General features: G+C 54.6%; 25 protein-coding genes and 1 tRNA gene. 18 read left to right on the forward strand and 8 right to left on the reverse strand.

The window, feature by feature from the left end; translation table 11 throughout:
• Positions 1–169 precede the first annotated feature (169 nt).
• The 4 genes from LF95_RS11800 (at position 170) to thpR (ending at position 4190) form a co-directional block, all read left to right on the forward strand.
• A complete protein-coding gene (locus LF95_RS11800) occupies positions 170–1336 on the forward strand; it encodes an FIST signal transduction protein (RefSeq protein ID WP_073956218.1) in 1167 nt (388 codons plus the stop codon).
• A 125-nt stretch (positions 1337–1461) separates the two neighbouring features.
• Positions 1462–2502, forward strand: a complete 1041-nt coding sequence (locus LF95_RS11805) for an NADP(H)-dependent aldo-keto reductase (RefSeq protein WP_073955327.1) — start codon at positions 1462–1464, stop codon at positions 2500–2502.
• Between the two features lie 84 nt (positions 2503–2586).
• Complete coding sequence (locus LF95_RS11810) at positions 2587–3474, forward strand: pirin family protein (protein ID WP_073955328.1); 888 nt, start codon at positions 2587–2589, stop codon at positions 3472–3474.
• An 80-nt stretch (positions 3475–3554) separates the two neighbouring features.
• On the forward strand, positions 3555–4190 hold the full coding sequence (thpR, locus tag LF95_RS11815) for an RNA 2',3'-cyclic phosphodiesterase (protein ID WP_252509746.1): 636 nt from the start codon (positions 3555–3557) through the stop codon (positions 4188–4190).
• Positions 4191–4343: 153 nt separating this feature from the next.
• On the opposite strand, the gene LF95_RS11820 is transcribed toward thpR, so the two are convergent.
• The gene (locus LF95_RS11820; protein WP_073955330.1) at positions 4344–4904 is read right to left on the reverse strand and encodes a type 1 glutamine amidotransferase domain-containing protein; all 561 of its coding nucleotides are present in this window, start codon (positions 4902–4904) and stop codon (positions 4344–4346) included.
• Between the two features lie 260 nt (positions 4905–5164).
• A tRNA-Ser gene (locus tag LF95_RS11825) sits at positions 5165–5254 on the reverse strand.
• A 320-nt stretch (positions 5255–5574) separates the two neighbouring features.
• Between LF95_RS11825 and LF95_RS11830 the strand changes: the two genes are divergently transcribed.
• From LF95_RS11830 to LF95_RS22795, 4 genes are all read left to right on the forward strand, one after another.
• Positions 5575–5880: a hypothetical protein gene (locus LF95_RS11830; protein ID WP_073956219.1), complete on the forward strand. Its 306-nt coding sequence runs from the start codon at positions 5575–5577 to the stop codon at positions 5878–5880.
• Positions 5881–6034: 154 nt separating this feature from the next.
• The gene (locus LF95_RS11835) at positions 6035–7030 is read left to right on the forward strand and encodes an NADPH:quinone oxidoreductase family protein (RefSeq protein ID WP_073955331.1); all 996 of its coding nucleotides are present in this window, start codon (positions 6035–6037) and stop codon (positions 7028–7030) included.
• Positions 7031–7232: 202 nt separating this feature from the next.
• Complete coding sequence (locus LF95_RS11840) at positions 7233–8552, forward strand: class I SAM-dependent methyltransferase (protein WP_073956220.1); 1320 nt, start codon at positions 7233–7235, stop codon at positions 8550–8552.
• The gene (locus tag LF95_RS22795) at positions 8530–8769 is read left to right on the forward strand and encodes a hypothetical protein (RefSeq protein WP_143182020.1); all 240 of its coding nucleotides are present in this window, start codon (positions 8530–8532) and stop codon (positions 8767–8769) included. The genes LF95_RS11840 and LF95_RS22795 overlap by 23 nt, the downstream gene beginning before the upstream one ends.
• A gap of 58 nt (positions 8770–8827) precedes the next feature.
• Here the strand turns inward: LF95_RS22795 and LF95_RS11845 are convergent, their stop codons facing one another.
• Positions 8828–9043 carry a DUF1127 domain-containing protein gene (locus tag LF95_RS11845; RefSeq protein ID WP_073955332.1) on the reverse strand — a complete coding sequence of 72 codons (216 nt, stop codon included), beginning with the start codon at positions 9041–9043 and terminating at the stop codon, positions 8828–8830.
• A gap of 151 nt (positions 9044–9194) precedes the next feature.
• On the opposite strand from LF95_RS11845, the gene LF95_RS11850 reads away from it, so the two are divergent.
• From LF95_RS11850 to LF95_RS11880, 7 genes are all read left to right on the forward strand, one after another.
• Complete coding sequence (locus LF95_RS11850; RefSeq protein WP_073955333.1) at positions 9195–10112, forward strand: LysR substrate-binding domain-containing protein; 918 nt, start codon at positions 9195–9197, stop codon at positions 10110–10112.
• Between the two features lie 109 nt (positions 10113–10221).
• Positions 10222–12165: an extracellular solute-binding protein gene (locus tag LF95_RS11855; protein ID WP_083607764.1), complete on the forward strand. Its 1944-nt coding sequence runs from the start codon at positions 10222–10224 to the stop codon at positions 12163–12165.
• Positions 12166–12168: 3 nt separating this feature from the next.
• Positions 12169–13272: a microcin C ABC transporter permease YejB gene (locus LF95_RS11860; RefSeq protein WP_073955334.1), complete on the forward strand. Its 1104-nt coding sequence runs from the start codon at positions 12169–12171 to the stop codon at positions 13270–13272.
• Between the two features lie 3 nt (positions 13273–13275).
• Positions 13276–14310 (forward strand): ABC transporter permease, encoded by a 1035-nt coding sequence (locus LF95_RS11865; protein ID WP_073955335.1) that lies wholly within the window; start codon positions 13276–13278, stop codon positions 14308–14310.
• 10 nt (positions 14311–14320) lie between these two features.
• Positions 14321–15955, forward strand: a complete 1635-nt coding sequence (locus tag LF95_RS11870; RefSeq protein ID WP_073955336.1) for an ABC transporter ATP-binding protein — start codon at positions 14321–14323, stop codon at positions 15953–15955.
• Between the two features lie 88 nt (positions 15956–16043).
• Positions 16044–16652 (forward strand): hypothetical protein, encoded by a 609-nt coding sequence (locus LF95_RS11875; RefSeq protein ID WP_143182021.1) that lies wholly within the window; start codon positions 16044–16046, stop codon positions 16650–16652.
• Positions 16653–16881: 229 nt separating this feature from the next.
• Positions 16882–17550 carry a LysE family translocator gene (locus tag LF95_RS11880; protein ID WP_073955338.1) on the forward strand — a complete coding sequence of 223 codons (669 nt, stop codon included), beginning with the start codon at positions 16882–16884 and terminating at the stop codon, positions 17548–17550.
• A gap of 613 nt (positions 17551–18163) precedes the next feature.
• Here LF95_RS11880 and LF95_RS11885 read toward each other — a convergent pair.
• Positions 18164–18511, reverse strand: coding sequence for a MarR family transcriptional regulator (locus LF95_RS11885; protein WP_073955339.1), 348 nt, complete (start codon positions 18509–18511; stop codon positions 18164–18166).
• An 86-nt stretch (positions 18512–18597) separates the two neighbouring features.
• Positions 18598–19989: a leucyl aminopeptidase family protein gene (locus tag LF95_RS11890; RefSeq protein ID WP_073956222.1), complete on the reverse strand. Its 1392-nt coding sequence runs from the start codon at positions 19987–19989 to the stop codon at positions 18598–18600.
• 221 nt (positions 19990–20210) lie between these two features.
• Between LF95_RS11890 and LF95_RS11895 the strand changes: the two genes are divergently transcribed.
• From LF95_RS11895 to LF95_RS11905, 3 genes are all read left to right on the forward strand, one after another.
• Complete coding sequence (locus LF95_RS11895; RefSeq protein ID WP_073955340.1) at positions 20211–20879, forward strand: glutathione S-transferase family protein; 669 nt, start codon at positions 20211–20213, stop codon at positions 20877–20879.
• Between the two features lie 70 nt (positions 20880–20949).
• Positions 20950–21591, forward strand: coding sequence for a uracil-DNA glycosylase family protein (locus tag LF95_RS11900; RefSeq protein ID WP_073955341.1), 642 nt, complete (start codon positions 20950–20952; stop codon positions 21589–21591).
• A gap of 92 nt (positions 21592–21683) precedes the next feature.
• Positions 21684–21971 carry a 4a-hydroxytetrahydrobiopterin dehydratase gene (locus tag LF95_RS11905; protein ID WP_073955342.1) on the forward strand — a complete coding sequence of 96 codons (288 nt, stop codon included), beginning with the start codon at positions 21684–21686 and terminating at the stop codon, positions 21969–21971.
• Between the two features lie 81 nt (positions 21972–22052).
• Here LF95_RS11905 and LF95_RS11910 read toward each other — a convergent pair whose 3' ends face one another.
• The 3 genes from LF95_RS11910 to LF95_RS11920 all read right to left on the reverse strand — a co-directional run bounded on the left by LF95_RS11910 (position 22053) and on the right by LF95_RS11920 (position 24875).
• Positions 22053–22814 (reverse strand): SDR family NAD(P)-dependent oxidoreductase, encoded by a 762-nt coding sequence (locus tag LF95_RS11910; protein ID WP_073955343.1) that lies wholly within the window; start codon positions 22812–22814, stop codon positions 22053–22055.
• A 104-nt stretch (positions 22815–22918) separates the two neighbouring features.
• Positions 22919–23791, reverse strand: a complete 873-nt coding sequence (locus LF95_RS11915; RefSeq protein ID WP_073955344.1) for a DMT family transporter — start codon at positions 23789–23791, stop codon at positions 22919–22921.
• Between the two features lie 73 nt (positions 23792–23864).
• A complete protein-coding gene (locus tag LF95_RS11920) occupies positions 23865–24875 on the reverse strand; it encodes a DMT family transporter (protein WP_073955345.1) in 1011 nt (336 codons plus the stop codon).
• Between the last annotated feature and the right edge of the window lie 291 nt (positions 24876–25166).

Here is a 25166-nt window from a genome sequence, read left to right on the forward strand (position 1 = left end):
GCATACTTGCTCATATTAATCAGGTACGGACTCTGGAGACGTTGACGGTTAAAGGGCGCCGTCGGTACCGGCACTGATAAAGCCTGGGATGTCATAAACATGCCGCCATGTCATGCAATGAAGGGATGACCTTGAAGATGCAATGGATGGCAGCGCAAAGGGGGGAACCATGACAACCGCGTTTATTGCCGCACATGCCAGTGGCGAACACTGGGCCGCTATTTCGTCAGAGCTGGCCGAAAAGCTCGAACGTCAGGGCGAGATTCCCGATGGTCTGGCCTTTTTATATGTCTCCGAACCTCTTGCCGCCGACATGGGCAGCATGCTGACATTTTTACGGTCTCGCCTGGGTGTTGAATTTTGGGTTGGCACATCTGGCGTGGGGGTCTGCGGGCCGGGCCGGGCCTATTTTGGTGTGCCGGCGGCCTCGGTGATGATTGCCCCGCTGGATCCCGACCAGTTCCATATCTTTGATCCCATTCGCAGTGAAGGCGACATTGACGATATCTCCCTGCAAGAGGCAATTGCCCGTCTTGAGCCGCTGTTCGGCGTGGTTCATGCCGACCCCGGTGTGCCCGAGGCTCTGAAGCTGTTACCTGAACTTGCCCGTGTCGGATCGACCTATCTGGTTGGCGGTGTTGGCGCCGGTGGAGACAAGGGGGGGCCGCAAATTGCCAACCGGGTTACACATGGCGGCCTGTCGGGTGTTTTGTTTGCCAGCGATACACTGGTTCAGGTCGGTTTAAGCCAGGCGTGTTCGCCGATTGGCCCGGTGCACCGCGTGACCGAGGGACGGGGAGGCATCATCGCCATGCTGGATGACAAACCGGCCTATCAGGTTTTTTCCGACGAACTTGCCAGCGACGAAAATGGCATTTCCACCCAGCCCGGCGCAGAAAGTAATGCAAATGCCGCAAGTGCGCAGGTTGCCACCGGGCGCTATCATATTGCCTTTATGGTACCTGGCACGGATACCGGCGATTTTGTCGTGCGCAATGTGATGGGGGTTGATCCGCAAAATAACCTGATGGCTGTTAATGACGATGCCCGCCCCGGCGATGCCGTGCGCTTTGTCCGCCGCGATAGTACCACTGCCGAACAGGATTTGCGCCGCATGCTGGCCGATTTGCAGCGCCGCCTGCCTGCCCGTCCGCGTGGGGCAATTTATTGCAGCTGTGTTGCCCGTGGGCCGCATCTGTTTGGTACCGAAAACCGCGAAATGATGATCATTCAGGAAGAACTGGGGGATCTCCCCTTAACCGGGTTTTACGGAAATGGAGAAATTTGTAATGACCGTTTTTACGCCTATACGGGTGTTTTGACCCTTTTCATGTGACAAGACAGTGGAATATCGCGAAAAATTGGCGGAAGCGGTTTCATTGTTTGCGCGGCAGGATATATTCACACTATTTCCAAAATGAAGTGGCCCACCGTCAGGGCCACCAACAGGGGACTTTTAGTATGGAATACCGCCGTTTGGGCCGTACTGACATTAATGTCAGCGTTATCTGCCTTGGAACCATGACCTGGGGGCAGCAAAATACCCAGGACGAAGCCTTTGAGCAGCTTGATTATGCCGTTGGCAACGAGATTAACTTTATTGATACCGCCGAAATGTATCCGGTGCCGGTGATGGAAGAAACCTTCAGCCGTACCGAAACCATCATTGGTAACTGGCTGGAAAAGCGCGGCAAGCGTGATGATTTGGTCATTGCCAGCAAAATTGTTGGCCCCGGTGATCGCTTTCCCTATGTCCGGGGTGGGCCACGCCTGACCCGCGATCAGATTTTCGCTGCGATTGATGGCTCGCTGTCACGTTTGAAAACCGATTATCTCGATCTTTATCAGCTGCATTGGCCGGATCGTAACTGCAATTTCTTTGGCAAATTGGGCTACGAGCATGACGAAAACGAAGATTTCGTACCAATCGAAGAAACCCTTTCCGCCCTTGATGAAATCGTCAAGGCAGGCAAGGTGCGCCATATTGGCCTGTCGAACGAAACTCCGTGGGGCTTGATGAAGTTCCTGGAGCTGGCCGAAAAGAACGGCTGGCCGCGTGTGGTTTCGGTTCAGAACCCCTATAGCTTGATCAATCGCAGCTATGAAGTTGGCCTGGCTGAATGCTCCATTCGCGAAGATGCCGGTTTGCTGGCCTATTCGCCACTGGGTGGCGGGGCATTGTCGGGCAAATATCTGAACGGGGCCCGGCCGGAAGGCGCGCGCAGCACCCTGTGGCCAGAATATTTTGGCCGTTACCTTAAGGAAAATGGCGTCAAGGCGACCGAAGCCTATGTCAAACTGGCACAGGATAACGGGCTTGATCCCTGTCAGATGGCACTGGCCTATGTCAATTCGCGCCCGTTCCTGACAGCGAACATTATCGGTGCCACCTCGATGGAACATCTTAAAACCAATATCGGTTCGGCCCATATCACGCTGTCCGACGAAGTGCTGGCCGAAATTGAAAACATCCAGACCCGCTGGCCCAATCCCTGCCCGTAAGTCGGCAGGTAACAGACCAGTATCGGATTATATGCCTGGCGGCATGAAGGCCGCCAGGCCACACCGGATAACAGGAGGCGTCGTATGGTCGTTGTCATTTCAGGGAAGGAAACCGACCTGGAGGGGATGTCCGTGCGGCGCCTTTTGCCGCAGCGCGCATGCCGCTCGGTCGGGCCATTTGTGTTTTTTGACCATATGGGTCCCGTCAGCTTCGAGGCGGGAAATGGCATTGACGTGCCGCCCCATCCGCATATTGGCCTGGCGACGGTGACATATTTGTTTGAAGGCCGAATTCTGCATCATGACAGTCTGGGCAATAAACTGGAAATATCGCCCGGTGACTTGAACTGGATGACAGCGGGACGCGGTATTGTCCATTCCGAACGCGAAACATCAGACTTGCGCCATTCCGACCATGATTTGCATGGGTTGCAGTTATGGGTTGCCCTGCCCGAAGCCGAGGAAGACTGCGCGCCCGATTTTACCCATATCCGCAAGGAAGACTTGCCGGTGATTCACGAAGCGGGCCTGCATATGCGCCTGATCGCTGGCGAGGCCTTTGGTCAAACAGCGCCTGTGCCGGTCAAATCAAAGCTGTTTTACCTCGATGTGCATATGGATGGCGGGGCACAGCTTTTATTGCCCGGCGAAAATCAGGAGGCCGCTCTTTATATTATCGAGGGCAGCTTGCGGGTAGATGGCGTGCATCACGAAGCGTTCAGTTTCGTTTATATCGCGCCAGAGGAAATTCCCGATATTGTCGCTGAAAATCACTGTCGGGTGATGTTGCTGGGGGGCTTGCCGCTCGGGCATCGGCATATCTGGTGGAATTTTGTCTCCTCCCGTAAGGACCGTATTCAGAAGGCGAAGGATGACTGGCAAAACCGGCATTTTGACCCGGTTCCCGGCGAAGACGATTTTGTCCCGCTTCCCGGTGGTGTTGCCAAGGTCAGCCCGCCGCCAGCTTCATAACCGCGCGTGAACAGCCTTGCCATTGGGGCGGGGTTAAAATCTCGCTGCCGGTTTTTCCACTTCACGAACAAACGAGGGTGATGATGCGCCTTTTTGTCGGCATCCCCATTCCGGCTGATATTGCCGAAGACCTCTATCCCATTGCCCGCGCCATTCGCGGGCTGGAAGCTCAAACACCGGAAAACATGCACCTGACCCTCAAATTCATTGGCGAGGTCGAGGATCGTCATCTGGCCGCCAGCATTGACGCGGCACTGATGTCTGTCGCCTTTGACGGGTTTGATCTTAAAATCGCCGGGCTTGATATGTTTGGCACCGATAAAAAAGCCCGCATTTTGTGGGCAGCAGTGCAAAGCCAGCCGCTTTTGGGCCAATTGGCCGGGCGGGTTGAAAGTGCCCTGCTGGCATGTGAGGACCTGTCTGGTCGGCTGGAAGTCCGTAAATTTACCCCGCATATCACGCTGGGGCGCAACCGCACGGCACATCGGGCCGTGGTAGAGCAGGCCGTGGTGGACCATGCCGATGTGACCAGCCGGGTGTTCCATGTTGACCATTTTTGCCTGTATCAGTCGATCTCGACCCATGAGGGCCCGGTATATCAGGTGATGGCGGAGTATGGCGCGGGATCAGAAACGCCAGCAGGTGCGCGCGATAGAAAGGCGGAACACGAGGCCGCCTTTGCCGATATTGATTTTAGCAAAGGGCCGGAAATTTAACGGCACGGGGCGTTTGCCTACTGATTGCCAAAATCAATCGCTTTCCACACATAAAAACCCGTCCCTGACAGTGTCGGGGACGGGTAAATGCAATGTCGGTTTATCAGGCGTCGTTATATCCATACTTATATAAGGTATGGATGGGCCCGTTAATTAGGCCGCGCGACGGTGATGGGTGCCTTCGCTTACTTCCTTGACAATTTTGCCGACAAAGGCATCAAGGTCATTGGGGTTGCGCGAGGTAATAATGCCCTGGTCACAAACCACAGCTTCATTCTGCCAGACCGCACCGGCATTCAGAAGGTCGGTTTTGACAGAGGGATAGGACGTTGCCTTGCGACCGCGCAGGGCATCAGCCTCGACCAGAAGCCAGGGGCCGTGGCAAATGGCGGCGACAGGTTTGCCCGATGCGACAAATTCGCGTACCAGCGAAACCGCCCCTTCATTCATGCGCAACAGGTCCGGGTTGATCTGCCCGCCCGGGATCACAAGGGCGTCGTAATCCTTGATGTCCACATCCTTGACCTCAAGGTCAACATCGACACTGTCGCCCCAATCGGTTTTGTCCCAGCTTTTGATGCTGCCAGCCTTCAGCGAAGCGATTTTGACATCAGCCCCGTGATTGCCCAGCTTTTCAAGCGGCACGCGCAGTTCGGACCGTTCGTAACCGTCCGTCGCAAGGATCAGGATTTTTGCAGTATCAATTGCAGGCATAACGTCTCTCCTTTCATCTGATGTTCGAGCGTTATGCCGTTTCAACGATATGGCAGCCTGGACGTTCCGAAAAAATGAGAAAAAGGGTTATGTTTTTCTCTTAAAATATTGAAATAAATTCATTTTACTTGGGGGGTAATGCCAAAATCACCCGAGGAACGCACAAAATGCGTCAATGGCAGCGTTTCGTTAACAAACTGCGGTAAGTCGCTGTCAAAAAAGACTCTATGAGGAGTGATATAGGGAAAATAACAGATGCGTGGCAGAGAGGAGGGGATTCGAACCCCTGAGGGGCTTACACCCCAACACGCTTTCCAGGCGTGCGCCTTAAACCACTCGGCCACCTCTCCACAGGCGATACTTGATATCGCAAAAGCGGGCGGACATTAGCCGACAGACTTCGCAATGACAAGGCCAAATTCGGGGAAGTGTGACGTTTTTTTCACCTTTCTTCGCCAGACTGCTTTTTTGCCTCCTGGATGCGAAAAAACGGTTTTTTATTGTGGGTTTGATCCTGCGTTGCCTTTGCAAACAAATGTTCGCCGTATTTTCATGGCAATCGGGACGCTGGGTTATATGCTTTCCCTTTACGGCAGGGCACAAAACCCGTTACGTTAGCGCCAATTATATCGAAACCGGAAAGTTTGAAGCCGATAAGGCGGAGAAAGGTATGTGGTTTTTCAGGCTGTTGGGCTGGCTGCTATTGTTTGCCTGTCTGGCTGTGCTGGTCGGAGATGGGGTCACTGCGCTGCAAACCGGAACCTTGCGTTTCGTTGCAGGCGGCGAGCTATGGTATCGGCTGGATCCGGGAAGCCTTAACCTGCTTCAGGCGCTGGTCGAGCGTTATCTCTCAAGCTGGCTTTGGGACAAGGTGTTTGTGCCAGGATTATTGTTGCCGGCATTTTTATTATTGCTGGTGCCTGGCGTGTTGCTCAGTTTTCTTGGCCGACCCAAAAAACGGGCGAAATTTTTCTGATCTTCTTTGATCGCTGGCGGGAAGTCGGGGGCAGATAGATGCTTCGCAGCGTCTTTGAGCCGTGGCATGATGACGTGTCAGTGGATGGATTTTCCATCAGAGCACAAGTGCCATCCTCTTTCCCCTTCATCCCACCAACAGGCGGAGAAAATCGATGCGGGCCATGATGTGTGAAAAAATCGATACCGATCCTGTCATGCGTACCGTCGATGATCCGGTTGCCGCTGCGGGCGAGGTGGTGATTGATGTTCATGCCTGTGGCGTCAATTTTGCCGATACCCTGATCATTGCCGGAAAATATCAGCAGAAACCCGAATTTCCCTTTGTGCCGGGCTTTGAAATTGCCGGTGTGGTATCGGTTACGGGGGAGGGTGTGGATGCCGGACTAAAGGGCCAGCGGGTGATGGCAATGGCCCCGTATGGCGGTTTCGCCGAAAAAATCACCCTTCCGGCCGACCGCATCATTCCCATACCCGATGGTGTCAGTTTCGAGGATGCCGCCGCATTTCAAATCACTTACGGTACATCGTGGTTCGCCTTGAAATATCGCGCCAATGTTCAAGGTGGCGAGGTTGTTCTGGTGCATGGTGCTGCGGGTGGGGTGGGTATTACGGCGGTTGAATGCGCCAAAATACTGGGTGCCCGTGTGATTGCCACGGCCGGTGGCCCCGAAAAATGCGAAATTGCCCGTCAGCACGGGGCGGATTTTGTCATTGATTACAAATCAGCCGATATTACTACATCTGTGCGCGAAATCTGCCAGCGGCAGGGCTGGCATGCCGGGGTGGATGTGGTTTATGACCCGGTTGGGGGCGATGTTTTCAGCCAGTCACTGCGGTGCACGGCACCGGGGGGACGTTTGCTGGTGATCGGCTTTGCCAGTGGCGATATTCCGCAAATTCCTGCTAATATCCTGCTGGTCAAAAATCTTGCCGTTTTAGGGTTCTATTTTGGGGCCTATCTGGATCAAAATCCCGAAATCGCCCGCCAGGGCATGGCTGAACTGCTTGATAATCTGGCGGCGGGAAATATCACGCCGTCAATTTCGCGGCGTTTTCCCCTGGCAGATGTGCCCAAGGCCTTTGCCGCCCTGCGCGAAAGAACAGCAACCAGTAAAATGGTGATTTTGTGCCGCGCGCCTGCAAGCTGATGCCGGTTTTTGCGATTATGGGGCAATAAACCGGTCGTTTTGCCGGTTCTGCATCCGCCCGTTATGCAGGGTTGCCAAAACTGTGAAAACGGGGGACCTTACCGGCGATGGCAGGCACCCCATTGGGGCATGCCGACCATATATTTCCTGATGACCGCGCAAACCGGTCAGCCTGATGGTGTTTTCTGACGAAAGCGGACGAATGAATCGGTTGAAGCCCCCCCGTAAACAAAATACCAGCCGCACCCGCGACCAATATGAAACCTTTCCCTATCCTGAGCGCCGCGCCGAGGAAGAAGACCAGCGCCTGATTGCCGGATCACCCGGGGATTGGGGCGAGGTGGTGCATTTTGTTTTTGGCGGGCAGGACCCTGGGGAAAATGGCACGCCGGTGCGTATTCTGGTGGCTGGGGGTGGCACGGGCGATGCAGTGGTGATGCTGGCACAGCAGGCGCGGGATCGCGGCGCAAATGCGGAAATCATCTATATTGATTTGTCCGAAGCCTCGCGCAAAATTGCCGAGGCCCGCATTGCCCGCCGGGGCCTTGAAAACGTGACGTTTGTTACGGGGTCGTTTGTTGATCTGGCGGCGGAATATGGCCCGTTTGATTATATTGATTGTTGCGGGGTGCTACATCATTTGCCCGACCCTGATGCCGGTTTGCGTGCATTGGCCCACAGCCTGAAGCCGGGCGGCGGCATGGGCCTGATGGTTTATGCGACGCTGGGGCGGACGGGGGTGTATCATATGCAGGAAATGATGCAGCGCCTGTCGGCCGAGGCGGGCGGGCGCCCCCGGCTGGAAACCGGCAAGGCCCTGTTTGAAAGTTTGCCGCCCACCAATTGGCTGAAGCGTAATCCGTTTGTGAATGACCATCTCCAGGGCGGCGATGCCGGTTTTTACGATTTGTTGCTGCATCAGCAGGACCGCGCCTATCGGGTGGATGAGGTCTATGACTTTGTCAAACAGGCCGGGTTAAGGTTGCAAAGTTTTGTCGAACCTTTGCGTTATGACCCGGTGATCTATGCCGCCAATCCCGCCATTCGTAAACAGATGGCCGGTTTGGCCCCGCAGGTGCGCCATGCAATGGCCGAACTGCTGGCAGGCAATATTACCAAGCATATTTTTTATGTGGTGAAGGCCGAAAATAAAACCGCAGTTCCAGCCATGACCCTGCAGGGACAAAAGGCGATAGTGAAAACCCGCACGGATGCAAGTGCCGGGCAGGCGGCAGCAGGCATGATCCCCTATCTGGGGCGGATTGACGGGGCAAAGCTGGCGGCATCGGTGGCAAAAAGCGGGCAGATCAAAATCAATTTCAATGGCTTTTCGGTTTCCTGCAAGCTGCCTCCGGCAAGCCCCGCAATAATATCACGTATTGATGGCGTGAGATCATTTGAAGATATCCGCCAGTCATTTGATCCGGTGCCTGATGCTCCCTCCTTTTATGCCCAGCTTGTGGCGCTGTTTTCAGTGCTTTCGGCGGCCAATCTGATGTTTGTTCGCCAGCCTGGCGGGTAAACAGGGGAACAGGGAACAGGCAGCACAAAAAGCCGGTCATCGTGCGATGACCGGCCTTAATGGCCGTAAAGGGTCTTTTTATTCAGTATTTGATGCGCGGCTGCGAATGAGAGAAAATATGCAGAAGGGCATCAATAACCTGCAGGGGGAAAGAAAGAACGCCCTGCGGGCGGAAAAATCGGGGAGACATTTTAAAGTTCCGGTTTGTCAGTTCTGAAACGGTTTGCGACCCGCTCCGGTCGGCAACAGGATCACCCGTTGCAAGGCAGGGCCGGTTAGGCCCGCCAAAAAGGTTTGCTGGCTTCAAAGCGTGCATCGCCCGGTTCAAAGCCAATGTCGCGCAAAAGATGCGCATCCATATGGGCCAGACGGTTGCGCAAAGTCAGGCGCGCGGCCCACTGGCGCGGCAGATCAAACAGGCGCGCTGCGGTGTCATTGTTGCGCGGGCGCGCTGCGGTGAATGCGGCGGTGTTCTTGGTGATCGCTACCATAATTGCTGTCCTTCAACTTTTTGGCGGCTTTCTCAAGGGATGCGGCCATGAATGTCATTTAGTTAAACTCAGGGTTACGCCGATTTTTGTTTGTTCTCAAACCATATTTTGGCATCATTGCATTACATAAACTCATGCAAAAGGACCTGTCATGAAACGCCGTCCCTTGCCGTTGAACGCCTTGCGGGCTTTTGAAGTGGCAGGGCGTCGCGAAAGTTTTACCAAAGCATCACAAGAACTTAATGTTACCCAGGGCGCGATCAGCCGCCAGGTGCAGCATCTGGAGGATGTCTTGGGGCGTAAATTGTTTGAACGTCATCACAGGCGATTAAAACTCACACGCGCCGGGCGTATTTTATTAAATTCGCTGACCGATGCGTTTGATGCCATCGAATCGGCGGTTGCCCGCATTGAGGATCGGCCCGATGACACGCAGTTGCGGGTGCTGGCCCCGTTGACATTTGCCATGCGCTGGATCGTGCCGCGACTGGGCCGGTTTCAGGCGGAATACCCGGATTTACAGGTGCAATTGGGCACGTTCAACGACGACAGCCTGCCGGTGGATTTTTCCGAAACCGACATTGCCATTCGCTTTGCCGATACGCCAGGCGATCAGCTGGTGCATGAATTTTTAACCGGTGAACGCCTGTTGCCGGTATGTCATCCCAGTCTGAGCAAGCAACTGTCAAAACCCGAAGATCTGGCACATGTGCCCTTGTTGCATTGCTCGGCCCAGCGCGAGGACTGGCGCATCTGGCTGAACGGTACCGGGATCAAGGGGGTGGACGCCGACAGGGGGCCAGTTTTTGCTACACTTGATATGGCCATGGAGGCGGCGGCCAGTGGTTTTGGTGTGGTGATATCCGACCCCGCCATGATCGGCGAATATGTTGTTACCAAACGGTTGATGGTGCCGTTTGATCTGCCGGTGGACAGCCCCTATGCCTATTCGTTGTGTTACCCGGATGGCCGGCTGGAGCGCCGAAAGGTCCGGGCGTTTCGGGATTGGTTGATGAGCGAGATTGATGTTGAAACCACAAGGCGCAAAACTGTTCAAAAACAGGTGTAGTACGTTATGATGCCTTGAAATGAAGGTCTTTTGTTCGTCATTATGGCACCTTCGGCGACAGGCCATGTCTGGCATTAAACCGCGATCATTGGAAAAGACGGTTAATTTGATGAATAAAACGACAGGTGTGGTGGTCCGGGCGGATGCTTGCAGGCATAAAGGCCTTGTTGGGATCACTGGTGCGGTTTTGGCCGTTTGTATTGCCGTGTTCTCTGCAGGCGGTGCCTATGCGACGGAAGCAAAACCAAACATTACCCCCGCCCCGACAATTGCCGTGAGTGAAGAGCCGCTGGCCAGCCTGGCGCGGCCTGAATATGCCATTTCTCTGTATGGCGATTTGAAATACGGCCCCGGTTTTACCCATTTTGACTATGTTAATCCTGACGCGCCCAAGGGCGGCACCCTGCGCGACAGCTGGCACGGGTCGTTTGATTCGCTTAATCCTTTTATTTTAAAGGGAACGCCCGCGATTGGCCTGGGTATGATGTACGATACCCTGCTGGTTAGCAGCCTGGATGAACCGTTTTCGGAATATGGCCTGGTGGCGGAAAAGGTCGAGGTGCCCAAAGACCGTTCCTACATAACCTTTTTTATCAATCCCAAGGCGCGGTTCCAGGACGATACGCCGATCACCGCCGATGATGTGATTTTTTCGTTCAATACGCTGATCGAAAAGGGAAGCCCGCTTTACCGGCAATATTATGCGTCGGTCGATCATGTGGAAAAACTCGATGACCTGACCGTCAAATTTGTTTTCAAACCGGGCGATAATCTTGAACTTCCGCTGATTTTGGGGCAGGTGCCGGTTCTGCCAAAGCATTATTGGAAAGACCGCGATTTTAATAAAACCACCTTTGATATCCCGTTGGGCAGTGGTCCTTATACCATCAAGAATTTTGAGCCCGGCCGCCAAATTACTTATGAACGGGTGAAAAATTACTGGGCCAAGGACCTGCCCTCGGTCAAGGGCATGTATAATTTTGATACCATTCGTTATGACTATTACCGCGATCTTGATGTGGAACGGCAGGCCTTTTTTGCTGGTGAATATTATTACCGCAGTGAACATTCATCGCGAGAATGGGCCGTCGGCTATGACAAGCCCGCCATTCGCAACGGTAATATCAAAAAGGAACTGATCCCCAATCATCAATCGCGCGGGATGCAGGGCTTTGTCATGAATGTACGCCGTCCGATATTTGCCGATCATCGCGTGCGCCGTGCCCTGCAATATGCGATGGATTTTCAATGGCTGAACCGGGCGATGTTTTATGGTGCCTATCAGCGGACCAACAGCTATTTTGTCAATTCTGAACTGGCATCTTCTGGGCTGCCCAAAGGCGAGGAACTTGATATTTTAAACAAATATCGTGACCAGTTACCGCCGGACCTGTTTACCAAACCCTATACCCTGCCCGATTATGACCAGGAAAATGGCCGCCGCAAGGCCCTGAGGGAATCCATGACCCTGTTGCAGGAGGCGGGCTGGGAACTGCGCGATATGAAACTGGTCAACAAGAAAACCGGTAAGCCCTTCCGTTTTAGCCTGCTGTTGCGTCAGCCCGGTTTTGAAAAAATCGCCCTGATGATGCAGGCCCGTTTGCGCCAGTTGGGCATCGAAATGGATTTCCGCCTGATCGATACCGGCCAGTGGTTAAATCGCATTCAGTCGCATGATTTTGACATGACCACCTTTTGGTGGCAGCAAAGCCTGTCGCCGGGCAATGAGCAGCGTGATTACTGGTCCTCCAAGGCCGCGGACGAGCCGGGAAGCCGCAATTTCGCCGGGATCAAGGACCCGGTGATTGATCAAGTCATTGATCTGGTGATTTCGGCTGAAAGCCGCGAAAGCCTGGTGCAGCGCACCCGTGCCCTTGATCGTCTCCTGTTGTGGGGCGATTACACCATTCCGCAATGGTATCAACCCGCAGATCGCATTGCCTATTGGGATATATTTGGCCGGCCCTCGGTCGTGCCGACCAAAGGTAATTCGATCATGACCTGGTGGATTGACCCGGAAAAATCCAAAAAACTGGGTAAGGGGGGATATTAAGCCATGCTGAATTATATTCTGCGGCGCATTTTGCTTATCCCTGTCACCCTGTTTGGCATCATGGTGCTGAACTTTGCCATCGTGCAATTTGCACCGGGCGGGCCGGTGGAACAAATGATTGCCCAGTTGCAGGGCTCTGCTGTCTCAACAACGGCGCGGATTTCCAATAATGGTGCCGATACCGGCGGTGGCTCTGGCGGCGGTAACAATTTTTCCACCGATTCAAACTATCGCGGGGCACAGGGCCTCGATCCCGAGGTTATCACCCAGCTTGAAAAGCAGTTCGGTTTTGACAAACCGGCCTATGAACGCTTCTGGCTGATGATGAAAAACTATCTGACCTTCGATTTCGGCCAAAGCTATTTTCAGGATCGTGATGTTACTGACATCATTCTCGATAAATTGCCGGTGTCCATATCGCTGGGGCTGTGGTCCACGCTGATCATTTATCTGGTTTCTGTGCCGCTGGGGGTTGCCAAGGCGGTTCGGGATGGCACCAATTTTGATGTCTGGACCTCGGTTGCCATTATCATCGGTTATGCAATACCGGGATTTTTGTTTGCCGTGTTGCTGATCGTGCTGTTTGCCGGCGGGACCTATTTCGATATTTTTCCCCTACGTGGCTTAACCTCGGCCGGGTGGAGCGACATGTCGCTTCTTGGTAAAATCGGCGATTATTTCTGGCATCTGACCCTGCCGATCATCGCGCTGACCATTGGTGGTTTTACCACCCTGACCATGCTGACGAAAAATTCGTTTCTCGATGAAATCAACAAACAATATGTGGTCACAGCCCGGGCCAAGGGCCTGAGCGAAAAGCGGGTTCTATACGGGCATGTCTTTCGCAATGCCATGTTGCTGATTATTGCCGGTTTTCCCAGCGCCTTGATCGGCTTGTTGTTTACCGGGTCGGTCCTGATCGAGGTGATTTTTTCCCTCGATGGCATCGGTCTGCTGGGGTTTGAAGCGGTAATGAAGCGTGATTATCCGGTGATGTTTGCCACCCTGTACATGTTTACGCTGGCGGGGCTGGTTTTGAACCTGATCAGTGACCTGACCTATCATTTCGTCGATCCGCGCATCGACTTTGACGCGCGGAAGGATTGAGACATGGCAAACGCATTACAGCTTTCTCCGTTAAATCAGCGCCGGGTGGAAAATTTCCGCGCCAATCGGCGGGGTTATTGGTCGCTGGTTATTTTTGCGGTTCTGTTTGTCATTTGCCTGCTGGCCGAGGGCATTGCCAATGACCGGCCCTTGGTGGTGAAATATGATGGTCACTGGTATTTTCCGATCGTCAAGGATTACCCGGAAACCACATTTGGCGGTGATTTTGATGTGTCGACCGATTTTTATGACCCCTATTTGCAGGGCAAAATCCAGAATAACGGGTTTGCTGTTTGGCCGCTGATCCCGTTTTCCTATGACACCATCGATTTTAACATGCGCGAACCGTTGCCCGCCCCGCCATCGGCACGGCACTGGCTGGGCACGGATGATTTGGGCCGCGATGTTCTGGCGCGGCTGATTTACGGGTTTCGTATTTCGGTTCTGTTCGGGATGGCGCTGACAGTGATCAGTTCGGTCATCGGCATTGCGGCAGGCGCGGTGCAGGGCTATTTCGGTGGCTGGGTGGATCTGACTTTTCAGCGTTTCATCGAAATCTGGGGGGGCTTGCCCCAGCTTTTTATTCTGATCATTCTTTCCAGCCTGTTTGCGCCGGGTTTCTGGACGCTGCTGTTCATCATGGTGCTGTTTAGCTGGATGAGCCTGACCGGCCTGGTCCGGGCCGAATTTTTACGCGCACGCAATTTTGAATATGTCCGCGCCGCCAAGGCATTGGGGGTGGGCGATTTGCGCATTATGGCGCGTCACGTCCTGCCCAATGCGATGGTCGCCACCATCACCTTTTTGCCGTTCATTCTTAATGGCTCCATCGTGGCACTGACCTCGCTGGATTTTCTGGGTTTGGGCATGCCGCCCGGTTCGCCTTCGCTGGGTGAATTGCTCTCGCAGGGGAAAAACAACCTGCAGGCCCCGTGGCTGGGGATGACCGCCTTTTTCGCCATCGCCATCATGCTGAGTTTGCTGATTTTTATCGGTGAAGCCGTGCGCGATGCCTTTGATCCGCGCAAGACATTTTAAGGGGGCAGGGATGTCACAACAGGGCAAAACCGAATATCTTCTCGATGTCAGCAACCTTGCGGTTCGCTTTGGTTCGGCCGATGCCGTGCGCGGTGTTTCCTTTCACATGCAGCGCGGCGAAACCCTGGCCCTGGTGGGCGAAAGTGGATCGGGAAAATCGGTTACGGCGATGTCGATTTTGCAGTTGCTGCCCTATCCCCGTGCTTCGCATCCGGCAGGGTCGATCCTGTTTGACGGGCAGGAAATGGTTGGGGCGGATGAGCGCACCCTGCGCCAGATCCGCGGCAATCGCATTTCCATGATCTTTCAGGAACCGATGACGTCGCTCAACCCGCTGCATAATGTGGAAAAGCAGATCGGCGAGGTTTTGCTGCTGCATAAAGGGCTTAGGGGTGCCAAGGCCCGCGAACGGATTATCGAGCTTCTGGATCTGGTTGGCATTCCCGACCCGAAATCGCGCCTGCGCTCGCTGCCGCATGAATTATCGGGCGGGCAGCGCCAGCGTGTCATGATTGCAATGGCGCTTGCCAATGACCCGGAATTACTGATTGCGGACGAACCGACAACGGCGCTTGATGTGACCATTCAGGCGCAAATCCTGCAGCTTTTGCGCGATTTGCAGGAACGATTGGGCATGGCCCTGTTGCTGATCACCCATGATTTGCAGATCGTTAAAAAAATGGCCGATCAGGTCTGTGTCATGAAAGACGGCGAAATCGTTGAATTTGGCGATAATGATCGCCTGTTTGACGAACCGCGCCACCCCTATACCCGCCGCTTGCTTGATGCGGTGCCGTCGGGCCGGGCGCGTCCCTTGCCAGATAATGCCAAGCAGCTTTTGCAAACTGGTGATATTCGGGTGCGCTTTCCGATTGGCAAAAAAGGCATTTTGGGCCGGCCCGAATATTATCTGGATGCGGTGGATGGTGTTTCGGTGTCGGTGCGCCAGGGCGAAACCCTGGGCATTGTGGGCGAAAGCGGATCCGGCAAAACAACGCTGGCAATGGCGATTTTGCGCCTGTTGGGTTCGCAGGGCGATATTACCTTTGACGGGCAGGATGTGCGTGCGCGCGATGGCGTACAAATGCGTGCTCTGCGCCGTGATATGCAGGTGGTGTTTCAGGACCCGTTCGGGTCTTTGAGCCCGCGCATGTCCGTCGCCCAGATCGTGGGCGAGGGGCTTGAAATTCATCAGCCGGAACTCAGCCGTACCGACCGTGAAGAACGCATCGCCCAGGCGTTGCTGGATGTGGATTTGCCCGAAAGTGCCATGCACCGCTATCCGCATGAATTTTCCGGCGGGCAGCGCCAGCGTATTTCGATTGCACGGGCGCTGGTGTTAAAACCGCGCTTCATGGTCCTTGACGAACCGACCTCGGCACTCGATATGTCCGTACAGGCACAAATTGTCGAACTGCTGCGTGACCTGCAGGAACGCTACAACATGGCGTATCTGTTTATCAGTCACGATCTTAAGGTGGTTCGCGCCCTGTCGCACCGTGTGATGGTGATGAAGGGCGGCAAATTGGTGGAAAGTGGCACGGCGGATGACATTTTTGATCATCCGCAAAATGCCTACACAAAAGAACTTCTTGCCGCAGCCCTTGATATGGATGCGGTCACAACACGGAATAAGGCACTATAGAAATCAAAATAGTGCTCAAAAAGGATAGCTAGGTTTGGGAAAAATGGGTGAAACCCGGAAAGTCCCGCAGGGTTGGCCTGCGGAACGCGTGCTTCGTTTTGTTGTTTTTGGGGCGATGTTTGTCGCCTCGGTACTAATGGTGTCTGTCCCGGTTGCTTATGCTTCCTCTGGCGAGGGCAAGGCGGAAAGCGGTGAAGCCGTTTTGCCGGGCAATGTTTTTAAGCTCGACAAGGTCGTGACAACCATTGTGTTGCCGGAAGACCATGTGATGCGCCAGATTGCCGCCGATATCTGGCTGGAACTGGCCTCGCAAGAGCATCGCGGCCTTGTTTCCCACATCCAGCCCAAATTGCTTAATGCCTTCCTGCGCGATTTTCAGCGATATTTTTACCGCGATACCAAGTATCGCGCCGAAAAGGTGGAAAAAGGTAATCGTGGTTTTCATTACGAGGCCCCGCCCCTGCTGACCCCGCCGAAGCCGAAACTCGACGAAGACGGCAAGGAAGTCCATGACGAGTCCGCCAAGGATGGAGAAGAAGCAAAGCCGGAATTCAGCCCCTTTCAGCCAACCACCAACCAGGTTATCGCCGTTTTGCAAGCCCGCCTGCTGGCCACCTGTAACCGGGTTCTGGGCGAGAATATTGTTAAATCAGTCCAGGTGCGCGGCCTGTTTGACCAGTGGCCCAATGAACGCTAGTCGCTTGGGTTTGACGGGTTAAATAGTATAGGGGAGCAGGCTTGGTCTGTTTCCCATATGCCGGTATCCCGTCAATTGGTGCACGTAAATCTGTTTTGGTGTACCTGCGATTGACGGGATTTTTATTTCCCGTGCGGTTGTATGGTTGCTGTATCAAAACCCTATTTGTTGCCTGCTTGTCCTGTGATAAACCGCGTCGTATCGTTTTAGCGGCACCGGGGCACTCAAAATGTCATTCCATGTCTGGATCAGTTTTTGTGCGCTGGCCCTGTTGATGGTGTCAACGCCGGGGCCCAGTGTGTTGATCGGCATGTCGCATTCCATGCGCTATGGGCCGGTGCCGACCCTGATGACAGCCCTTGGCGATGTCAGTGCCAATGTAATCCAGATGGTGATTGCGGCCTTTGGTCTTGGGGCCATTTTGGCGGCGTCGGCAACCGCCTTTCAGGTAGTCAAATGGGGTGGGGTGGCGTTTTTGCTGGTGATGGGGCTGGTGGCGTTCTTTCGCAAACCCGCACAAAACAAGTCACAAAACGATATCAAAACGAATATGTCATCGGTTTATGAACCGGCAAAGCCCTTGCGCATGTTCAGCCAGGGCTTTCTGGTGGCAGCCGGCAATCCCAAGGCGATTGCATTTTTTGGTGCGCTGTTTCCCCAGTTTATCGATGTCTCTCAGCCATTGGTGCCGCAGCTTCTGGTCCTGGGCGCAACCTTCGTTATTTTTGATTACACTGCCGTAATGATTTATGCGTCGGCGGCATCCCGCCTGACCCCGTGGGTCGTTCGCAAGGGCGGCAGTCGTGCTGTTGGGCGGTTTAGCGGCAGTGTTCTGGTGGTGGCCGCCCTGTTGCTTTCATTGCTTGATGCGCCCGGTAGTTCGCCGGGCGGCAAATAATTTTCCGGGTAGCCGGTTTCCCGCTTATGGGCGTTTGGATGAGCGGGCCGTACATTTGCCGTCTCATACCTTTTCACGTCAATGGGGGCACTTTGGGCGATGTCTGCCGGGATTTTGGCAGATTGCATTGTATGTGCGAAGGAATGCCGTCAGAAGCCTCTTACCTTAAATCCTTTCGGCTCCCACTCCCAGTTCGTCCGGCTGGTGGCTCTTCGAACCGTTTGAGCTACAAAACGAGACAGATTGACCGAAAACCGGTCAGCTACCCGCAGATAATAGAATGCGCGAGGAGAGCTGTTGGCGGTGTTCGGGGGCATGTTGACACGCGGGCATTCATATGTCGAAGGGGGCGTGAAACATACCAAACGGTCGGTATTTAAGACGGATCGGTATGCTGTGCATACCGTCTGGTCTGGTATGGTTCAATATGACTTTTCGGAAGGGGAATTAGTCGTCTTCGCCAGTTAGAGAGACGGACAAAAGGCCGGTATGATATGGTGGGCGCTTTTTAATTCGGAAGCCGGACATAATCTGGTCCATCAATCCTGGTCGTTATGTTCGGCTGTTTGTGCCATTGCACCAAAAGCACCAGTTGTGCCGTTGATTGCAAGGCTTACTGGGTTTTTTTGCCCGCATTGCCAACAATATCGCCAAATTCGCGTAAAAAGACCGATCCTTTGACAGTACGCTGTATCAGCACAGACCGGCGGTCATCTTCATCTACCTTGCGTTTGACCAGTCCAAGGGAACTTAAACGGTCCAGGGCACGGGTAATGGCCGGTTTGGAGATATTAAGCGCATCGGCCAAACCACGAACGGTGTGGGGGGCCGGGGTCAGATAAACGGTAAGGACAAGGGCCATCTGCCGGGCAGAAAGATCGGGAGAATCCCGTCTGACGCCTTCAACAGTCGCGATACGCCAAAGGTCAAGCGCTTGTGACGGTTTGATCTCGATGGGCATATCTATGTCCAACAGCCTGTTTGTTACGAATACGTAATCTGTTTACCTGACCCCGGCAACGAAGTCAAAGGTTGATTTTAATTAATTTACTGACCGTAACGATCACTGATAACCTTGAAGGCCGCGCGAATACCCTGGGCTTCGCCCCCTTCGGGCTTGCCCGGCGTCCCGGACGGATTCCACGCCATCAGGTCGATATGCGCCCAGGCCTTTGCCCCCTGTGCGAAACGGTCCAGGAACAGGGCGGCAATAATCGCACCGCCAAATGCCCCTGATGATATGTTGTTGGTATCGGCAACCCTGCTGTCAAGAAGCGGGCGATAATCTTCCCAGATTGGCAGGCGCCAAACCGGGTCGCCAATTTCCATGCCGGTATTTTGCAGCGCGTTTGCCAATTCGTCATTATTGGAAAACAACGCCGGCAGCCCCAGGCCCAGCGCCACACGGGCCGCCCCGGTCAGGGTGGCAAAATCCAGCAGGACTTCCGGATCTTCGCTGGCCGCTTCGGTTAGCGCGTCAGACAGCACCAGGCGGCCTTCGGCATCGGTATTGCCCACTTCCACCGTCACGCCCTTGCGGGTATTGATCACGTCGCTGGGGCGAAACGCATTGCCCGAGACCATGTTTTCAACCGCCGGGATCAGCACGCGCAACCTTACGGGCAGGTTTGCCGCCATGATCATGCGGGCCAGACCCAGCACCTGTGCGGCCCCGCCCATATCCTTTTTCATCAGCAGCATGTTGCTGGCCGGTTTCAAGTCATAGCCGCCGGTATCAAAACACACACCCTTGCCTACCAGGGTTACACGCGGCGCGTTTTCATCGCCCCAGCGCATATCAATCAGGCGCGGGGCGCGGTCGCTGCCTTTGCCAACCGCATAAATGGCCGGGAAATTCTGCTTTTCCAGCTCTTCCCCGATGATGGTGGTGATGCTGGCATCAAATTCGCCAGCAAGGCTGCTGGCGGCGTCGGCCAGTTCGGCCGGGCCCATGTCATTGGCGGGCACATTGATCAGGTCACGCGCCAGCGCAATGCCGCGTGCGCTGTTTTCGGCCCGGTCGGCCGCGGCAGTATCGGGGCGGGCAAACTGTGCCAGCGGCGCATCAATTTTGCGGTAACGATCAAACCGGTAGCCGCCCAGATAAAGCCCCAGCACCGCGCGTTCGCACAGGGTTTCGTCTTCCAGAACGCTGGTTTCAAGCTGATAGGTGCCTTTGGGTAGGGTCATGACCAGGCTGGCAAAATCCCATACTGCCTTGGCATCGTTTTCAAATCCCAATACGACGGATGCGGCAGCGCCATCGGCGGCAGGCAGCAACAGGCTGGTGCCGCGTTTGCCCTCAAACCGGTTGGCACCGATCCAGGATTTATGCAGGTCCGATAGGCCGTTAACCCAGGCATCGAACCCACTTGTGGTTACGGTATGGATTGTCAGCGGGTTTTGGGCCGAGCTTGTGGGGATAAGATGGTCGAACAATTGATCCGTCCTTGTTTGTTTTGGGTGGCAGGCAGCAATTTGGGTACGGGCCGAATAACCGGCCATCCCCTTAATATGCTAATCGGCATTATGGGGGGATTGGCATAAAAACAACAAGGGGGATTGGGCGGATAATGCGCTCTGTGCTAAGCAATTGTCCCAAGACTTCATCATGTATCCCCTTCCTGTGAATAACCCATCAGACCAAAAGGTCCCCGTTTATGGAAAATCTTCCGGTTCTTTATATTGGCAATAAAAATTATTCATCCTGGTCGCTGCGCGCCTGGCTGGGGCTGCGGGCAACCGGGGTGGCGTTTGAGGAAAAACGGGTGGCACTTTACACCGATGAATGGTTTGCCAAGGCCCCGGTGATTTCACCCACCGGCAAAGTCCCGGCCTATTTTGATGGTACAAAAACCATTTGGGAGGCATTGGCGATTTTGGAATATGTCGCCGATACCCGGCCCGATACGCTGTTATGGCCGCTGGATATGGAGGTGCGCGCCATTGCCCGTGCGGTATCGCTGGAAATGCACGGTGGTTTTATGGCCATTCGTTCCAACATGCCGATGAATCTGCGCAAGGATCTGACAGGCCGGGGCCGTGGCGACGGGGTGGAGAAGGACATCAAACGCATTGGCGATATTTTCAATCTGTGCCGCAGCCGTTACGGGCAGGGTGGGGATTTTCTGTTTGGCGATTTTTCAATTGCCGATGCCATGTTCGCCCCGGTGATGACCCGCTTCAAAACCTATGGCGTGACGCTCGATGCCGTGGGCGAAGCCTATAAGGAAACCATCCTTGCCATGCCTGCCATGAAGGAATGGTATGAGGCGGCCCATGCCGAGGAAGAAGTGATCGAGCACGCCGAATTGCCCGATACTCACTAAGCGAAGCGGCACATTTGCGGCCAGTGCGTTGGCGGCGTATTTTGACTGATTGAAAAATATCGGAGGATCAATGTCCGATACGGCAAAATCAGACATACCCGAAATTGACCCGCCCGGTCAGGACCCGGCCCTTGACCGGGTGCTGGCCGACGTGCGGGCCTGCCGGATATGTGAAGATCATTTGCCGTTAGGGCCGCGTCCGGTGGTGCGCATGGCGGTTTCGGCCCCGATCATGATTATCGGGCAGGCACCAGGCACCAAGGTGCATGAAACCGGCCTGCCCTGGAACGATGCCTCGGGCGACCGGCTGCGCGACTGGTTGCACATGTCGCGGGCGGAATTTTATGATCCGGCCCGACTGGCGATTATGCCAATGGGTTTTTGCTATCCGGGCCGCTTTGATCGCGGTGGAGATTTGCCACCCCGGCCGGAATGCGCGCCAGCCTGGCATGATCTGTTATGGCGGCATTTACCCAATATCCGGCTGACCCTGCTGATTGGGCAATATGCCCAGGCGCGGTATCTGGGGGCAAAACGGGCCCGCACCATGACGGAAACCGTGCGCCAGTTTGAGCGTTACCTGGAGGATGGCTTTTTACCCATGCCCCATCCAAGCTGGCGCAATACGGCATGGATCCGCAAAAATCCGTGGTTTGAAACGGATTTGCTGCCAGTGCTGCGCGGCCGGGTGCAGGCCGCCCTTGCGCCATAAAAACACGGTGCTTTCAAGTGCCAGCCATGTTTTGATGGCGATATGGCGCAGCATCTTGGGCTGTTGGATAATTTTAAAAGAAGGAGGCTGAAATGAGCAAACTTTCCCCCGCCGAAGCCACGATTGCCTTGAACGAGGTCAAGGGATGGAGCCTTGCCGAGGATGGCCTGTCGATCCATAAAACCTTCAAGTTTGAGGATTTCAACGAGGCCTTTGGCTTTATGACCCGTGTGGCCCTTAAGGCCGATAAGATGGACCATCATCCGGAATGGTTTAATGTCTATAACAAGGTGGAAATGACGCTGACCACCCATGATGTTGGCGGTGTGTCGCAAAAGGACATTAAACTCGCCGCCTTTGCCGATGATGCGGCGAGTTAACGGTCGAAAGACAGACTAAAGCAAGTCAGCGGATATGGATTTTGCGGGCCGGTCCTCACCGGCCCGTTTTGCCGGGTGGGGTTATTTGGCTTGCAGGCGCACCGCGCCATCCAGACGCACGGTTTCGCCATTCATCATTTCATTTTCGCACATATGCAGGGCGAGGCGGCCATATTCCCCGGGCTTGCCAAGGCGCTGCGGGAAGGGGGTATTGGCAGCAAGGCTGTCCTGCACCTCGTCGGGCAGGCCAGATAACATCGGGGTTCCAAACAGGCCCGGCGCAATAGCCATCACACGAATGCCGTGGCGTGCCAGTTCGCGTGCGGCAGGCAAAGTCAGCGAATGCACCGCCCCCTTGGATGCCGCATAGGCCGCCTGGCCAATTTGCCCTTCAAAGGCGGCGATAGAGGCCGTGTTGATGATAATCCCGCGCTCGCCGCTTTCCAGCGGGTCGGCCTTGCTCATGGTATCGGCAACCACGCGCATCATGTTAAAGGTGCCAATCAGGTTAACATTGATCACTCTGCTGAAGGCTTCAAGGCTTGCCGGGCCTTCGCGGCCAACAATGCGTTCACCATGTACAATGCCCGCACAACTGACCAGAATGCGCGGTGTGCCGAGGTCTGCTGTAATGGCGGCAACGGTTTCCTCGACATTGGCGGCATTGGTCACATCAACCGCATAACCCTTGCCCCCCAGTTCGCGGGCGGTTTGTGCCGCGCCGTCACCGTTCAGGTCCAGCGCGGCAATCTTCGCCCCGGCTGCGGCCAAAACCCTCGCCGTCGCCGCCCCCAGGCCCGATGCAGCCCCCGTTACAATCGCCACATTCCCCGAAACCTGCATTAACGCCTCCTGTGTGTTTTTGCAATTTGGTATTCCTATACCAAATTATCTGTTTTTATGGCAAGGGAAAGCAATAAGGCCGATCCGCCGAGGCCGGAAGCGTATTACACCTGTTGTTTTGCTAGATGACGTTCGCGCAGCACCACATATAACGTGCTGCCAATAATCAGCATGGCACCGGGCAATAGCCATATATCGGGTATCTCCCCAAACAGAAATGCTGCAAACACGGCAATCAGCGGCAGGCGCAAATAGGAAAAGCCGACAAAGAAACTGTAATCGGCTAGCTGTAATGCCCGGACATTGCAATATTGCATGGCATTCATCATCGCAGCAGCCAGCGCCATGAGGACCAGGCTTTGCCAGCTTGGCGATTGCCAGACAAACAGGGCCGGAACCAGCGAAACCGGCGTTGTGATCGCCATCAGATAAAACAGGATTGTGGTTGGCGTTTCGGTTTTGATGAGCAACTTGGTTGTCAAACCCGCTGCTGCCATGCACAGGGCCGCCGCGATGGGCAAAAGATCGGCCAGTGCCATGTTGCCGGTACCGGGCTGAATGATCAGCCCGACCCCGACAAAGCCGCATAATACGGCCAGCCAGCGATGATGCCCGACCATTTCACGTAATATCAGCGCGGCCAGGATTGTGCCAAATAGCGGCACGGTGAAGTTTAGCGTGGTGGCGCGCGCCAGCGGCAGCAATTGCACGGCAAAAAACCACAAACACATTTCCGCTGTTGATAACACGCCCCGCAGGCCAAACAGATGTAGTTTGCCGGTTTTGATCCCGCCAAACCCGTGTCGCAGCGCAAAGGGCGCAATTAGCAACAACCCAAACGCAAACCGTAAAAAGACCGCCTCGACTGCCGGAATATCCTGTGTCACGACCCGCACAATCAGGCTGAAACCTGCTGCCAGACAGGCAGCAAGGCAGGCAAAAAAGGCGGCTTTAACGGAGGCGGGCAGATTGGACAAAAGGGGCCTGTCTGTTTTTTGCGTGGAGAATGTTTTGAGGCAGACGAACGGAGAACCGCACCAACCGCATCCCCTATTTGCGGGTATTTTGGTCGTCATCCTGCAAGGCGCTTGCTGCTGCTGGGCGGGTATCTGCCGCCGGGCGCTGGCGCGGGGGTGGGTCAAGGTCGGTGGCGGGGGAGGAATGTTCGCGGTCAAACCGCTTGGCTTCGCGCGCCAGAACGGCCTCGCGCCTTGCAATGTAAATCGCTGATCCGATGATCAGCCCGGCACCGGGCAGCAGCCAGATTTCGGGAATTTCGCCAAACATCACCAGCGCGATAATGACGACAAAGGGCAGGCGCAAATAATTGAAGCCAATGACAAAGCTGTAATCATAGAGGCGAAAGGCGCTGGTATTGCAAAGCTGGGTGATATTGGCCATGAAGGTGCCAACCAGCAAAATCAGGATGGTGTTCCAGCTTGGTGTTTGCCAGACGAAAAGGGCCGGGATTAATGTCATCGGTGTCATTAGCAGCATGGTATACAGCACAATATTGGGGCTGCTATCGGTGCGTGCCAGCGATTTGATTACCATGCCCGCACTGGCCATGCACAGGGCGGCGGCAATGGGCAGAATACTGGCAAGCTGCATGGTGTCGCTGCCGGGGCGAATGATAATGGCGACCCCGGCAAAACCGGCGATCAGGGCCAGTAAACGATGATGGCGGATTTGTTCCTTTAAAATGACAACCGCGAGCACGGTGCCAAATAACGGCACGGTAAAATTAAGGGTCGTTGCCTCGGCCAGAGGCAAATAAGCCAGCGACGAAAACCAAAACGTCATCGCCCCCATCGACAGAATGGCACGCAGAAAAAACGTGCGCCAGCGCGTGGTATGCAGCGATGAAAACCCTGCCCTGAGCGATACCGGCAAAATCAGCAAGAAGCCAAACAGGTTGCGAAAAAAGACCACCTCCAGCGGGGGCATATCCTCGGTTGCCAGTCGCACCGTTACCGAAAAACCTGCCGCCATCACGGCTGCGATTGTGGAAAAAATCGCAGCCTGCACATAATTGGGAAGTTGCTGAAACCAGCGTCTCATGGTGATGGTTGCCTGTTATTGGGGGCGCAATGGTCCCGGTTTGAGCGGGTTTGATGATCGCCTGAATAAATAAAATGTCGTTTCGTGGTGTAACTGGCCTGTGGTCAGTTCGCCGCAGGTAAAAAACGGCGCAAGGGGAAGTTTAAAAAAATAAGGTTATATATATGACTATACGGCATTTTATAAAAAATCCAGTGCCGCCACTCAGGGGTGAAGAATTTGCCATGTCTCTACTTTCGAGGTAGAAGCAGTTTCTTAGCAACTTGCTGATTTTTGTGTATAATCGCGCCC

Origin of the sequence: Thalassospira sp. TSL5-1 (genome assembly GCF_001907695.1) — a bacterium.
In the GTDB taxonomy this organism is placed as follows: Bacteria; Pseudomonadota; Alphaproteobacteria; order Rhodospirillales; family Thalassospiraceae; genus Thalassospira.

Excerpts from the sequence above, each read along its gene's own strand:
- LF95_RS11800 (WP_073956218.1), top strand. The coding sequence starts at position 170 with ATGACAACCGCGTTTATTGCCGCACATGCCAGTGGCGAACACTGGGCC.
- LF95_RS11805 (WP_073955327.1), top strand. The coding sequence starts at position 1,462 with ATGGAATACCGCCGTTTGGGCCGTACTGACATTAATGTCAGCGTTATC.
- LF95_RS11810 (WP_073955328.1), top strand. The coding sequence starts at position 2,587 with ATGGTCGTTGTCATTTCAGGGAAGGAAACCGACCTGGAGGGGATGTCC.
- thpR (WP_252509746.1), top strand. The coding sequence starts at position 3,555 with ATGATGCGCCTTTTTGTCGGCATCCCCATTCCGGCTGATATTGCCGAA.
- LF95_RS11820 (WP_073955330.1), bottom strand. The coding sequence starts at position 4,904 with ATGCCTGCAATTGATACTGCAAAAATCCTGATCCTTGCGACGGACGGT.
- LF95_RS11830 (WP_073956219.1), top strand. The coding sequence starts at position 5,575 with ATGTGGTTTTTCAGGCTGTTGGGCTGGCTGCTATTGTTTGCCTGTCTG.
- LF95_RS11835 (WP_073955331.1), top strand. The coding sequence starts at position 6,035 with ATGCGGGCCATGATGTGTGAAAAAATCGATACCGATCCTGTCATGCGT.
- LF95_RS11840 (WP_073956220.1), top strand. The coding sequence starts at position 7,233 with ATGAATCGGTTGAAGCCCCCCCGTAAACAAAATACCAGCCGCACCCGC.
- LF95_RS11845 (WP_073955332.1), bottom strand. The coding sequence starts at position 9,043 with ATGGTAGCGATCACCAAGAACACCGCCGCATTCACCGCAGCGCGCCCG.
- LF95_RS11850 (WP_073955333.1), top strand. The coding sequence starts at position 9,195 with ATGAAACGCCGTCCCTTGCCGTTGAACGCCTTGCGGGCTTTTGAAGTG.
- LF95_RS11855 (WP_083607764.1), top strand. The coding sequence starts at position 10,222 with ATGAATAAAACGACAGGTGTGGTGGTCCGGGCGGATGCTTGCAGGCAT.
- LF95_RS11860 (WP_073955334.1), top strand. The coding sequence starts at position 12,169 with ATGCTGAATTATATTCTGCGGCGCATTTTGCTTATCCCTGTCACCCTG.
- LF95_RS11865 (WP_073955335.1), top strand. The coding sequence starts at position 13,276 with ATGGCAAACGCATTACAGCTTTCTCCGTTAAATCAGCGCCGGGTGGAA.
- LF95_RS11870 (WP_073955336.1), top strand. The coding sequence starts at position 14,321 with ATGTCACAACAGGGCAAAACCGAATATCTTCTCGATGTCAGCAACCTT.
- LF95_RS11880 (WP_073955338.1), top strand. The coding sequence starts at position 16,882 with ATGTCATTCCATGTCTGGATCAGTTTTTGTGCGCTGGCCCTGTTGATG.
- LF95_RS11885 (WP_073955339.1), bottom strand. The coding sequence starts at position 18,511 with ATGCCCATCGAGATCAAACCGTCACAAGCGCTTGACCTTTGGCGTATC.
- LF95_RS11895 (WP_073955340.1), top strand. The coding sequence starts at position 20,211 with ATGGAAAATCTTCCGGTTCTTTATATTGGCAATAAAAATTATTCATCC.
- LF95_RS11900 (WP_073955341.1), top strand. The coding sequence starts at position 20,950 with ATGTCCGATACGGCAAAATCAGACATACCCGAAATTGACCCGCCCGGT.
- LF95_RS11905 (WP_073955342.1), top strand. The coding sequence starts at position 21,684 with ATGAGCAAACTTTCCCCCGCCGAAGCCACGATTGCCTTGAACGAGGTC.
- LF95_RS11910 (WP_073955343.1), bottom strand. The coding sequence starts at position 22,814 with ATGCAGGTTTCGGGGAATGTGGCGATTGTAACGGGGGCTGCATCGGGC.
- LF95_RS11920 (WP_073955345.1), bottom strand. The coding sequence starts at position 24,875 with ATGAGACGCTGGTTTCAGCAACTTCCCAATTATGTGCAGGCTGCGATT.